The sequence below is a fragment of the Shinella sp. HY16 genome, assembly GCF_028534175.1.
Taxonomy (GTDB): Bacteria; Pseudomonadota; Alphaproteobacteria; order Rhizobiales; family Rhizobiaceae; genus Shinella.
Map to the genome: position 1 here is coordinate 3340001 of NZ_JAHYXL010000001.1, position 12433 is coordinate 3352433.

The 12433-nt window shown below is 63.8% G+C and carries 13 protein-coding genes (1 of these 13 only partly in view); 7 read left to right on the forward strand and 6 right to left on the reverse strand.

Annotated elements, in window-relative coordinates:
• Window positions 1–1383: the 3' portion of a M23 family metallopeptidase gene (locus K0P03_RS16445; RefSeq protein WP_037405704.1), read on the forward strand. The gene continues 576 nt to the left of window position 1, outside the view; 1383 of the gene's 1959 nt are visible here — the last part of the coding sequence; its start codon lies beyond the left edge, outside the window; its stop codon occupies window positions 1381–1383.
• Between the two features lie 97 nt (window positions 1384–1480).
• Here K0P03_RS16445 and K0P03_RS16450 read toward each other — a convergent pair whose 3' ends face one another.
• The 5 genes from K0P03_RS16450 to K0P03_RS16470 all read right to left on the reverse strand — a co-directional run bounded on the left by K0P03_RS16450 (window position 1481) and on the right by K0P03_RS16470 (window position 5544).
• On the reverse strand, window positions 1481–1729 hold the full coding sequence (locus K0P03_RS16450) for a sulfurtransferase TusA family protein (RefSeq protein WP_050745489.1): 249 nt from the start codon (window positions 1727–1729) through the stop codon (window positions 1481–1483).
• Window positions 1726–3228 (reverse strand): L,D-transpeptidase family protein, encoded by a 1503-nt coding sequence (locus K0P03_RS16455; protein ID WP_272790124.1) that lies wholly within the window; start codon window positions 3226–3228, stop codon window positions 1726–1728. The genes K0P03_RS16450 and K0P03_RS16455 overlap by 4 nt, the downstream gene beginning before the upstream one ends.
• 192 nt (window positions 3229–3420) lie before the next feature.
• A complete protein-coding gene (locus K0P03_RS16460; RefSeq protein WP_023515288.1) occupies window positions 3421–4374 on the reverse strand; it encodes an acetyl-CoA carboxylase carboxyltransferase subunit alpha in 954 nt (317 codons plus the stop codon).
• Window positions 4375–4450: 76 nt separating this feature from the next.
• Window positions 4451–5398: a site-specific tyrosine recombinase XerD gene (gene xerD, locus K0P03_RS16465; protein ID WP_272790125.1), complete on the reverse strand. Its 948-nt coding sequence runs from the start codon at window positions 5396–5398 to the stop codon at window positions 4451–4453.
• Window positions 5395–5544, reverse strand: a complete 150-nt coding sequence (locus K0P03_RS16470; RefSeq protein ID WP_023515286.1) for a hypothetical protein — start codon at window positions 5542–5544, stop codon at window positions 5395–5397. The genes xerD and K0P03_RS16470 overlap by 4 nt, the downstream gene beginning before the upstream one ends.
• Window positions 5545–5697: 153 nt before the next feature.
• On the opposite strand from K0P03_RS16470, the gene K0P03_RS16475 reads away from it, so the two are divergent.
• Genes K0P03_RS16475 through K0P03_RS16485 form a run of 3 tightly spaced genes read left to right on the forward strand, consistent with a single transcriptional unit; the run spans window position 5698 to window position 8352 of the window.
• Window positions 5698–6291, forward strand: a complete 594-nt coding sequence (locus K0P03_RS16475) for a shikimate kinase (RefSeq protein WP_023515285.1) — start codon at window positions 5698–5700, stop codon at window positions 6289–6291.
• 10 nt (window positions 6292–6301) lie between these two features.
• Window positions 6302–7435 carry a 3-dehydroquinate synthase gene (aroB, locus tag K0P03_RS16480; protein ID WP_272790126.1) on the forward strand — a complete coding sequence of 378 codons (1134 nt, stop codon included), beginning with the start codon at window positions 6302–6304 and terminating at the stop codon, window positions 7433–7435.
• Entirely contained in the window at window positions 7432–8352 is a 921-nt protein-coding gene (locus tag K0P03_RS16485; RefSeq protein ID WP_023515283.1) for a transporter associated domain-containing protein, read from the forward strand. The genes aroB and K0P03_RS16485 overlap by 4 nt, the downstream gene beginning before the upstream one ends.
• Here the strand turns inward: K0P03_RS16485 and K0P03_RS16490 are convergent, their stop codons facing one another.
• On the reverse strand, window positions 8353–8634 hold the full coding sequence (locus tag K0P03_RS16490; protein ID WP_272790127.1) for a BolA family protein: 282 nt from the start codon (window positions 8632–8634) through the stop codon (window positions 8353–8355).
• A 118-nt stretch (window positions 8635–8752) separates the two neighbouring features.
• On the opposite strand from K0P03_RS16490, the gene K0P03_RS16495 reads away from it, so the two are divergent.
• From K0P03_RS16495 to cobT, 3 genes are all read left to right on the forward strand, one after another.
• The gene (locus K0P03_RS16495) at window positions 8753–9376 is read left to right on the forward strand and encodes a J domain-containing protein (RefSeq protein WP_023515281.1); all 624 of its coding nucleotides are present in this window, start codon (window positions 8753–8755) and stop codon (window positions 9374–9376) included.
• 117 nt (window positions 9377–9493) lie between these two features.
• Window positions 9494–10492, forward strand: coding sequence for a cobaltochelatase subunit CobS (gene cobS, locus K0P03_RS16500; protein WP_050745491.1), 999 nt, complete (start codon window positions 9494–9496; stop codon window positions 10490–10492).
• Between the two features lie 16 nt (window positions 10493–10508).
• Window positions 10509–12410: a cobaltochelatase subunit CobT gene (cobT, locus tag K0P03_RS16505; protein ID WP_037405711.1), complete on the forward strand. Its 1902-nt coding sequence runs from the start codon at window positions 10509–10511 to the stop codon at window positions 12408–12410.
• The last annotated feature ends 23 nt before the right edge of the window (window positions 12411–12433 follow it).

The window sequence follows — 12433 nt, forward strand, 5'->3', positions numbered from 1 at the left end:
TATGCCGACCAGATGTCGATCGAGGAGGTCGAGGAGAATGTGCGCACCAACGGCTCGGTGCTGACGGACGGCAGCACGCAGGTCGCCTCCCTCTACTATGTGGATCCGCAGCGCTTCGCCTCGGACTCCTCCGATCTCGACCTCCTGCAGGGCCTGACGGCCCGCATCGTCGAAGAGAACATGAGCGTCTCGACCTTCGATACGCTGACGCCCGACGACACCGAATATGCCGACGACGTCATCCCCGTACGCCGCGCCGCCGATATCGGCGAGATCATGACGGCCGCCGGCTACACGAAGGCCCAGGCCGAAGACCTTTCCGCCTATCTCGAAAGTCCGCTGGGCAGCAAGCAGCTGGCCGAGGGCGACGTGCTGCGCATCTGCATCGTGCAGAAGGGCAAGGAAGCCAGCATCGTGCGCGCCAGCGTCTATTCGCGCGGCCGCCATGTGACGACCGCCGCGCTTGACGACCAAGGCCGCTTCGTCAACGGAACGGAGCCGCCGGTGCTCGACGCCGTCGCCACCGCCTTCGACGACGACGACAGGCCCGCCATCATCGCGGGACGCGACCTGCCACGCGTCTATGACGGCATCTATCGCGCCGCGCTTTCCTACGGCATGGGCAAGGACATGACGGCGGAGGTCATCCGTGTCCTTGCCAGCAATGTCGATTTCCAGGCGCAGCTGCGACCGACGGATTCACTCGAAGCCTTTTTCTCCGTCACCGACCAGAACGGCGCGGCCACCGAGGAATCGGAAATCCTCTTCCTCGATGCCAAGTTCGGCGACACGGAAACCCGCGTCTACCGCTTCCAGAACCCGGAAGACGATTCCGTCGACTATTACGACGAGAACGGCAAGAGCATCCGGCAGTTCCTGCTGCGCAACCCGGTCCCGAACGGCACATTCCGCTCCGGCTTCGGTATGCGGCGCCACCCGATCCTCGGCTTTTCGCGCATGCATACCGGTGTCGACTGGTCGGCACCGCGCGGCACACCCATCATCGCGGCCGGCAACGGTGTCGTCGAGAAGGCAGGCTGGGATTCCGGCGGCTACGGCAACCAGACGCTGATCCGCCATGCCAATGGCTATGTCTCGTCGTACAATCACCAGAACGCCATCGCCAAGGGCATCAAGCCCGGCGTCAAGGTCCGCCAAGGCCAGGTTATCGGCTATGTCGGCTCGACCGGTCTTTCGACCGGCCCGCACCTGCATTACGAGATGATCGTCAACGGCAACAAGGTGGACGCGTTGAAGATCCGCCTGCCCGGCGGCAAGTCGCTAGAGGGCAAGGCCCTTACCCAGTTCGAGGTCGAGCGCAAGCGTATCGACGACCTGCTCGGGCGCGGCGACGGAACGACGGAAGTCGCCGAGAGCCATTAAGACCCGGGGACAGCTTGAACGGCCAACAATGTACGGGCGAATGGCACCCGTCATTCGAAACCAGATCAATCGAGCGGAAAAACACGAAGCCGCAGGTTCACGCCTTCTTGCGGATCAGGAAACGATGCCCCGCTTCGACGCGCTCGCTTGCTTCGAGCGCGTGGCCATCCTCGTGGCAGAAATGGGGAATGTCGATGACGGCCAGCGGGTCGGTGGTCTCCACCCAGAGCACGCTGCCGGCATTCATCGTCGAAAGGCGTTTGCGCGTCTTCATCACCGGCAGTGGGCATTTCAGGCCGCGCAGGTCGTAGACCTCGGCATCGACGCCGGTCCCTGGCGCGGTCATTTCTGCCAGAACTTCCAGAACGGCTTTTCCGCCGCCTTTTCGACGACCTGAACGCTCGGATTTTCTTCCGGCACCGGCAGCGCATCGGCACCAGCAACCAGCTTTTGAACAGGCTGGCCGGTGGTCGCGACGACGGTGTTCTCCGTCTTCTGTACTGCCTGCCGACCCGCATCCTGCTGGCTCTGCTCGGTCACCTCGGCAACAGGCTCAGCCTTGCGCGGCTCGGCCTTGTTGTTCCAGAACTTCCAGAAGGGTTTTACGTCCTTCTTCTCGACGGCGGCAACGCCCGGATTTTCTTCCGGCACTGGTAGTGCGCCCGCGCCCCGCGCCTGTTTCTCGGCTTTTTCAGCCGCGACATCGGCAGCGAAGGCTTCCGCTTCCTTGATCTTCGCCTGTTCCGCCGCAAGCTTCGCCTCTTCGGCCTCGCGAACCGCGCGCTCCGCTGCCTCGACCTTGCGCTTTTCGGCCTCTTCGACCTTACGCTTCTGCTCGGCGATTTCGCGGGTGGTCATCAGCTTGCCGGCATCGAGCGAATTGCCGGTCGGCGCATAGGCGAGTTCACGCCCTTTGCGCTGGTCGGCGACGATCGCCTTGCGCTGGGCTTCCGAAGGCTCGACCCAGACCGTGCCGTCATATTTCTGCATGGCCTTGGCATAGGCTGCCGCGTAGGTCTTGTTGTAGCTGCCGAGCGCCACTTCAAGGCTCGCCGGCGTCGTCATCGCCGGACAGGCACCCACCGGCGAGAAGGCTTTGTCGGCCTGCTGGTTGAAGACGTACCTCTTCTCGCAGACATTGACCTCCGGCGGACGCTTGGTCAGCTCGAAATGGTCGTAACCGACCTTCAACATCTTCCAGAAGTCGATATTCGGATTGTCGCGGTGGCGCGCCATGTTTTCCGCGGTCATGCGGAACGGGAACGCCTGGAGCTGGATCGTCGACTGTCCGCCATTGAAGGCATCACGCGCGAAGGCGAAGATCTCGACCATCTGCTCGTCGGTCATCGAGTAGCAGCCGGACGACGAACAGGCGCCGTGGATCATCAAATGCGTGCCGCTCGCCTTGTTGGCGCGGTCAAAGGCATTCGGAAAGCCGGTATTGATGGCCAGGAAATAGCTCGAGTTCGGGTTCATGTTCGCCTTGGAAAGCGGATAAAACCCTTCCGGCGCCTGACGGTCGCCTTCCTTCATCTTCGGCCCGAGTTTGCCCGACCAGGCGCAGATCTTGTAGTTGCGCACCAGCTGGTAGCGGTTCGAGCGGTCGGCCTTCCACAACTCCAGCCGGCCCTCTTCCTTGAAGATGCGCAGCATCATCGGCGAAGATCGGTCGATGTTCATCGAGGAAAGCTTGCCGAGCACCGCCGACGAAAGCTGGTAGTCGGTCTTCTTGGAAACCTTGGTGATATCGACGTCGACTTTATCGAACGTGTCGAGCGTCTCGTTGGTGCAGCCGGCGGCGGCCACAGCAAGAAGCGATACGGCGGCAAGAGCAGTCAGGCGCATTCCAGAGGTCCGTCAACAATCACGAGATCGCAAGCCGTCGCGCCAGCGGGCGGACGCGCAGTGGTAACCGGCTTATACTTCATAAAGTGTTAACCGGAAATTCTTTTGCGAGGCTGCCGGCACGCCGCACCGTTTCAGACACAAGGATTATGGCCGAGATGGGGCGAAAGCCGCCGATCGGCAAGAATCCGCTCAGAGCTGGCGGCCGATGTTGAGGTAACGCTGGCGGCGATCCTTTCGCAGCTGGTCGCCCGGCTTCGCCGAAAGATCCTTGAGCGCAGCCGCAATGACGTCACCGGTGCGGGCGATAACACCCTGCGGATCGCGGTGCGCGCCACCAACAGGCTCCTGGATGATCCCGTCAATGATGCCGAAGGTCTTCAGATCCTCGGCGGTGATCTTCATGTTGCTGGCCGCTTCCTTGGCCCGCGTGGAATCACGCCAGAGGATGGAGGCAGCGCCTTCCGGCGAAATCACGCTGTAGATCGCATGTTCGAGCATATAGACACGGTCGCCGGTGGCGATCGCGATGGCACCGCCCGAACCGCCCTCGCCCAGCACCACCGAAACGATCGGCACGCGGACATTGAGGCACATTTCGGTGGAGCGGGCGATGGCTTCGGCCTGGCCGCGCTCTTCCGCACCGATGCCGGGATAGGCACCCGCCGTGTCGATCAGCGTGATGATCGGCAGGCCAAAGCGGTCTGCCATTTCCATGACGCGGATCGCCTTGCGGTAGCCTTCCGGCCGAGCGCTGCCGAAATTGTGCTTGAGGCGCGACTTGGTGTCGTTGCCCTTTTCCTGCCCGATGATGGCGACGGCCTCACCGTTGAAACGACCGAGGCCAGCCTGGATCGCCTCGTCCTCGGCGAACTTGCGGTCGCCGGCAAGCGGGGTGAACTCTTCGAAGAGCTGGGCGGCGAAATCGAGGAAATGCGGGCGCTGCGGATGGCGCGCAACCTGCGTCTTCTGCCAGGGCGTCAGCTTCGCATAGATATCGGCCATCGCCTCCCGGGCGCGCACTTCCAGCCGGCCGACCTCATCCGTCGTGTCGATGCTCTCATCTTCCTCGGCGAGCTTGCGGAGCTCGTGGATCTTGCCTTCGAGATCCGAGATGGGCTTTTCGAAATCGAGGTAGTTGTGCATGAGATGCGTTTCCGATCGTTTGCTCAAACCGCGTCAGGATGCCGTCGGCCAAGGGCCAGTGGCATGAAGAGGGGTCCTAATCCGGTTTTTTTGCCTGTTTGGCAAGAGGGTGATGGGTCTGAACGAGCTGGTGGAGCCGTTCTTCCAGCACATGCGTATAGATTTGTGTCGTCGAAATGTCCTGATGGCCGAGCAGTTCCTGCACCGCACGCAGGTCCGCGCCGTTCTGCAGGAGATGGCTGGCGAAAGCATGGCGCAACACGTGTGGCGAGAGCGTCGAGGCCCGGATTCCCGCTCGCCCCGCCAGCGCCTTCAGGTCGCGGGCAAACACCTGGCGCGGAAGATGCCCCTCCTTGCTCTTTGCCGGAAACAGGAAGACGCCCGCAGCAGGATCATCGCCGATATCGGCGGCCAGCGCTTCGCGATAGGTTTCGAGAGCCGCAACGGCGGCGCGCGACAACGGCACCAGCCGCTCCTTGTTGCCCTTACCCTTCACGATGAGGAAGCGACCGGTCTGCGCCAGCACGCTGGCCGGGAGCGAGACGAGCTCGCTGACGCGCAGACCGGTTGCGTAGAGAAGCTCCACCAGAAGATGCATGCGGCGGCGCAGCAGAAGCGTGTTGCCCGGCTCCGCCGCCTCGACCTCCGCACGGGCGATCAGGCGGCCGACATCCTCGACGCTCAGCGTCTTCGGCAGTGACCGGCCCTTGCGGGGTGCGTCGAGAATGCCGGTCGGGTCATCGCCGCGCAGCCCCTCGCCATAAAGAAACTTGAAGAACTGCCGCAGCGCCGAGAGCCGGCGGGCCTGAGAGGACGCCGCAAAGCCCTGCCGGGCGAGATGGGCAAGATAGGCGCGCAAATCATCCGGCGCCGCCTCAACCAGGCGCACGCTCCGCTCGTTGAGGAAGGAACGCGCATCCTCCAGGTCCCGCTCGTAGGATTGCAGCGTGTTCGTCGCCGCACCGCGCTCGGCGCTCATCATCTCGAGAAAGGACTCGACCTGTAGGGCGGATGGGTCCCTCATTGTTGCGAGTTCACCCGTTCGGAGGGAATGCGGATCGTCACCTCGCGCTCTGTCGGCTCCACGAAGGTCACCAGCGCCACCATCGAGCCATAGATCGAGCCGGCGATCACGGCGCAGAAGAACAGGAATCGGAACAGGGTCGGCATGGCACTCTCCGGGACGATGGTCCCTATATCGCCCCACCATAGGCCGAGTGCAAGGCCGGCCGCGGCCCGGCGCAAGCGATGGATCCGCGCCGAGGCTTGACGCTTTCAGCGCTTTTGTCGATACGGAAAGGGACGAAACCCCGGAAAACGCGAATGACCGAGCTGACCGACCAGCCCCCTCTCACGCTTGCCCCCACGCTTGCCGAGGCGGCCCGCGCCGTGCTCGGCAAGCGTAACCTCGTGCTGATCGGCCTGATGGGCGCCGGCAAGTCGGCGATCGGCCGCATGACCGCGCAAGCGCTCGGCATTCCCTTCATCGACAGCGACCATGAGATTGAGCGCGTCTCGCGCATGTCGATCACCGACCTGTTCGCGGCCTATGGCGAAGCGGAGTTCCGCGCGCTGGAGACCCGCGTCATCAAGCGCCTGCTGCGCTCCGGCCCGCGGGTCGTATCGACCGGCGGCGGCGCCTATATCAATGAGAACACACGCAAGCACATCAAGCGTGGCGGACTCTCGGTCTGGTTGAACGCAGACCTCGACGTCCTCTGGGAGCGCGTCAACAAGCGCGACACCCGCCCGCTGCTGAAAACGGAAAACCCGCGCCAGACGCTCGAAAACCTCATGAACGCCCGCTATCCGATCTATGCGCAGGCCGATCTCACGGTCCTGTCGCGTGATGTGAAGAAGGAAACCATGGTGGAGGAGGTGCTCGCCGCGATCACCGCCGCTGCCAAGAAAGCCTGACGAGATGACAATGACTGCGACTGCACCTGCCAACGCCCGCCGTACCGTCCGGGTCGATCTGAGCGACCGTTCCTATGATATCCTGATTGGCCCCGGCCTCATCGCCGCCGCCGGCCGCGAGATCGCCAGCCGCCTCAAGGGCCGCAAGATCGCCGTCGTCACAGACGCGCATGTCGCCCCCCTCTATCTCGACAATTTCATGGCCGCGCTGAAGGCGGAGGGCATCGAGGCCGTCTCTCTCGTGCTGCCGGCCGGCGAAAAGACGAAGAGCTTCGAACACCTGATCAGCGTCTGCGACAGCGTGCTCGCCGCCCGCATCGAGCGCAACGACGCGGTCGTGGCGCTCGGCGGCGGCGTCATCGGCGACCTCACCGGCTTTGCCGCCGGTATCGCGCGCCGTGGTTCGCGCTTCATTCAGGTTCCGACCTCGCTGCTCGCGCAGGTCGATTCCTCCGTCGGCGGCAAGACCGGCATCAACTCGCCACACGGCAAGAACCTCATCGGCGTCTTCCACCAACCGGACCTGGTACTCGCCGATACGGATGTACTCGATACGCTGTCCCTGCGTGAATTCCGCGCCGGCTATGCTGAAGTCGCCAAATACGGCCTGATCGACAAACCGGACTTTTTCGCCTGGCTGGAAAAGAACTGGCGTGCCGTCTTTGCCGGCGGCGAGGCCCGCATCGAGGCGATAGCCACGAGCTGCCAGGCCAAAGCCGACGTCGTTGCCGCGGACGAGCGGGAGAACGGTCAGCGCGCTTTGCTCAATCTCGGCCATACCTTCGGCCATGCGCTGGAGGCGGCGACGCAGTACGATAGCGCCCGCCTCGTGCACGGCGAGGGCGTCTCGATCGGCATGGTGCTCGCCTATCAGTTTTCCGCCCGCATGAACCTTGCCAGCCCCGACGACGGCAAGCGTGTGGAGGCACATCTCGCCGACGTTGGCCTGCCGACCGCCATGAACCAGATCGCGGGCGGCCTGCCGCCGGCGGACGTGCTGATGGACGCCATCGCCCAGGACAAGAAGGTCAAGGGCGGCAAGCTCACCTTCATCCTGACGCGCGGCGTCGGCCAGTCCTTCGTCGCCGACGACGTGCCGCAATCCGAGGTCATCGCTTTCCTCAAGGAAAAGCTGCCGAAATGAACAGCGACACGCCCGCCGCGCTCGCTCCCGTCTCCTGGCCGCTGGTCATTCTGCTGCTCGGCCTCATTGTTCTCGTTGTGGTTCTTTTCCGCTGGCGCCGTTCGATCGCCGCGCTCTGGCGCAGACATCAGGACGCGCGCGAAGCGGAGGGAGACCGCCGGAACGGCCAGTCTGCCCGCGACGGCGCAGCGGCAAAGTCCGACCGGGAAAAATCCTCCGGCATGCTCGACCTCGATGCGCTCGAGGTCTCCGACATCATGGTCCATCGCACGACGATGCGGGCGCTGAACGCCGGCGATCCGCCGGAGGAGATCGTCAAGGCCGTGCTGGAAAGCCCTTATACGCGCATGCCGCTCTGGGCGGGCTCCGTCGACAACATCGTCGGCGTCGTGCACGCCAAGGATCTTTTGCGCGCGCTGGCGGAGCCGGGTATTGAGCCAAAGAACCTCGACATCACCCGGGTGGCGCAAAAACCCTGGTTCGTGCCCGACACAACGACGCTCAAGGAGCAGCTTGCCGCATTCCTGCGCCGCAAGGAGCATTTCGCGACCGTGGTCGACGAATATGGCGAGGTGCAGGGCCTCGTCACCCTGCAAGACATTCTGAAGGAAATTGTCGGCGATATCTCCGACGAGAAGGATGTCGACATGCAGGGCGTGCGGCAGGAGGCGGACGGTTCGCTCGTCGTCGACGGCGGCGTGACGATCCGCGACCTCAACCGCGCCTTCGACTGGAACCTCCCCGACGAGGAGGCAACGACCATTGCCGGCCTCGTCATTCACGAATCGAAATCGATCCCGGAAGAGCGCCAGGCCTTCACCTTCTACGGCAAGCGCTTCATCGTCATGAAGCGGGTGAAGAACCGCATCACCAAACTGCGCGTCCGTCCGGTCGAGCCGGAAGCGCCGCGGACCTGATCACCAGCGGGTTGCCTCCCCAGGTGCCGCCGCCTCGACGGCCAGGGCATGCAGGCCCGCATCGAACTCCGCCTTCACCAGATCGTTGATCGCCCGGTGGCGCGCCACGCGGCTCATGCCGGCAAAGGTGGAAGCGACAATGCGCACGCGCATATGCGTTTCCCCCTCGCCGTTGAAATCCGGTTGATGGCCGGCATGCAGGTGGCTCTCGTTGAGGACATCGAGCCGCTCCGGCGCGAAGGCCGCGGTCAGCTTTTCGGTGATGCTGGACTTCATGGACATGGCAAACCTTCGGCGGCGGAAACCGTGCGCCGCAATGCACAAAATGGTTCCACAAAGCCAGCAACAATCCGCTTTGTCAATTCTTGTTGCAGGGCATCCTGAGCCCCATAATGGGGCCATGAAACTCGATTCCAAATACTTCGACCGCATCCGCACGAAGCGGCGCATGGAGCGTCCGGAACGTTCCGCGCCGACCTGTCAGTGGGATGGCTGCGAAGAGAATGCCGTGCATCGCGCGCCCGTCGGCCGCAATGCCGAAGGCCAGTATTTCATGTTCTGCTTCGAGCACGTCAAGGAATACAACAAGGGTTACAATTACTTCTCCGGCCTCTCCGACGGCGAGATCGCCCGCTACCAGAAGGAGGCCATCACCGGTCACCGTCCGACCTGGACGATCGGCGTCAACAAAGCCGCCAAGAACGGCCCCGCGCAGGGCACGGCACGCTCGGGTTCCGCCGGGGCAAATCAGCGCATCCGCGACCCCTTCGGCTTTTTCCCCGAAGGCAAAGGCCGCCGGCCGCAGATGGAGCCGCGCGCGAGAAAGCTGAAAACGCTGGAGGCGAAGGCCTACGATACACTCGGTCTTTCCGCCGATGCGACAGCACAGGACATCAAGACCGCCTACAAAGCCCTTGTCAAAAAGCATCACCCCGATGCAAATGGCGGAGATAGAGGCTCGGAAGAGCGTTTTCGCGCGGTCATCCAAGCATATCAATTGTTAAAGCAGGCCGGCTTCTGCTAGAGCATTTTGCGGCCGGACGGAATCGCCCGGTTTCGCACGATGCTATCAGGCAAAGGGCGCAGTCGGCGTGCACTAGGATATTGGGGTGGAGGCAAACCCACCGCCCGCGGAGACGTGATGAGCAAGATGGATCTCGATATTTCCAACCTCCCCGATACCACGGTATCCGTTCGGGAGGTTTTCGGCATTGATACGGACCTCAAGGTCCCGGCCTACTCCAAGGCGGACGCTTACGTACCGGACCTCGACCCGGACTACCTGTTCGACCGGGAAACCACCCTCGCCATTCTCGCGGGCTTCGCGCACAATCGCCGCGTCATGGTCTCCGGCTACCACGGCACGGGCAAGTCGACCCATATCGAGCAGGTCGCCGCGCGCCTCAACTGGCCGTGCGTGCGCGTCAACCTCGACAGCCATGTCAGCCGTATCGATCTTGTCGGCAAGGACGCGATCGTCGTCAAGGACGGTTTGCAGGTCACCGAATTCAAGGACGGCATCCTGCCCTGGGCCTACCAGCACAATGTCGCGCTCGTCTTCGACGAATACGACGCCGGCCGCCCGGATGTGATGTTCGTCATCCAGCGCGTGCTGGAATCCGCCGGTCGCCTGACCCTGCTCGACCAGAGCCGCGTCATCCGCCCGCACCCCGCCTTCCGCCTGTTCGCGACGGCCAACACGGTCGGCCTCGGCGATACGACGGGCCTCTATCACGGCACGCAGCAGATCAACCAGGCACAGATGGACCGCTGGTCGATCGTCACCACGCTGAACTACCTGCCGCACGATCACGAAGTCAGCATCGTCGCCGCCAAGGTGAAGCGCCTGGCCTCCGGCAAGGACGGCCGTGACACGATCTCGCGCATGGTTCGCGTTGCCGATCTCACCCGCGCCGCCTTCATCAACGGCGACCTCTCGACCGTGATGAGCCCGCGTACGGTCATCACCTGGGGTGAAAACGCCGAGATCTTCGGTGATCTCGCCTTCGCCTTCCGTGTCACCTTCCTCAACAAGTGTGACGAGCTGGAACGGACGCTGGTCGCAGAACTCTATCAGCGCGCCTTCGGTGTGGAGCTGAAGGAAAGTGCCGCAAACATCGTGCTGGAGGCGACGGCCTAGGGCCCGGTAGAAGCGCATGGCAGCTCGCGGAGACAATTCGAAGCCGAGGCCCGGCGGCGTGGTCGACATGGAGCCGTTCCGCCGCGCCGTGAGCGGTTGCGTCCGCGCCGTCTCCGGCGATGGCGAGGTGGAGGTCACCTTCGCCAACGAGCGGCCCGGAATGACTGGCGAGCGCATTCGCCTGCCGGAACTGACGAAGCGCCCCTCGCCCACCGAAGTCGCGATCACCCGCGGCCTCGGCGATTCGATGGCGCTGCGCAAGGCCTGCCACGACGCTCGCATCCACGCCACCATGTCGCCGCAGGGTGCCGACGCCCGCGCGATCTTCGACGCGGTCGAACAGGCGCGCGTCGAGGCCATCGGCTCCAACCGCATGCCGGGCATGGCGCAGAACCTCACCACCATGCTGACGGAGAAATACGCCAAGGCGAATTTCGGCGCGATCACCCGTCAGGCGGATGCGCCCCTCGAAGAGGCCGTCGCGCTCATTGTGCGTGAAAAACTCACGGGCCAGGCCCCGCCTGCCTCCGCCGGCAAGGTGCTGGACCTCTGGCGCGACTTCATCACCGACAAGGCCGGCAAGGACATGGACGGCCTGACCGCCGCCATCAACGACCAGCAGGCCTTTTCCCGCGTGGTGCGCAATATGCTCGCCTCGATGAACGTCGCAGAACAGTATGGCGAGGACGAAACCGAGCCCGACGATTCGGAGACGCCCGAGGACGAGAATCAGCCGCGCAGCGACGAACAGGAAGACAACGAGAGCCAGGAAGACGCTGGCGACGACGCCGCGCCTGCCGACGAGAACGAGACGTCCGACGAGCAGATGGACGAAGGCGAGATGGACGGCGCGGAAATCTCCGACGACGACCTCGTCGATGACGACGGCGACGACAGCGAAACACCGGGCGAGGTCCGCCGCCCGAACCATCCCTTTACCGACTTCAACGAGAAGGTCGACTATTCGGTCTTCACACAGGAATTCGACGAGACGATCACCGCGGAGGAACTCTGCGACGAGGCCGAACTCGACCGCCTGCGCGCCTTCCTCGACAAACAGCTTGCCCACCTTCAGGGCGCGGTCGGCCGCCTCGCCAACCGCCTGCAGCGCCGCTTGATGGCGCAGCAGAACCGCGCCTGGGAGTTCGACCTCGAGGAGGGCTACCTCGACAGCGCCCGCCTGCAACGCATCATCATCGATCCGATGCAGCCGCTCTCGTTCAAGCGTGAGAAGGACACCACCTTCCGCGATACGGTCGTGACGCTCCTCATCGACAATTCCGGCTCGATGCGCGGCCGGCCGATCACCGTCGCTGCCACCTGCGCCGACATCCTGGCCCGCACGCTGGAGCGCTGCGGCGTGAAGGTCGAGATCCTCGGCTTCACCACCAAGGCGTGGAAGGGCGGCCAGTCACGCGAGAAATGGCTCGGCAGCGGCAAGCCGCAATCGCCCGGCCGCCTCAACGACCTGCGCCACATCGTCTACAAGGGCGCCGACGCCCCCTGGCGCCGTGCAAGGCGCAATCTCGGCCTGATGATGCGCGAAGGCCTGCTGAAGGAAAACATCGACGGCGAGGCGCTGATCTGGGCACATGACCGCCTGCTCGCCCGCCCCGAGCAGCGCCGTATCCTGATGATGATCTCGGATGGTGCACCGGTCGATGATTCGACACTTTCGGTGAACCCCGGCAATTATCTGGAGCGGCACCTGCGCGCCGTCATCGACCAGATCGAGACCCGTTCGCCGGTCGAACTTCTCGCCATCGGCATCGGCCACGACGTGACCCGCTACTATCGCCGCGCCGTGACGATCGTCGATGCCGACGAACTGGCTGGCGCCATGACGGAACAGCTCGCCTCGCTCTTCGCCGACGAGGCCACCAGCCGACGCCCTGCCGGCCGCCGCCGTGCCGGCTGAAGCAGCGGCGCAGCGGCGTAACG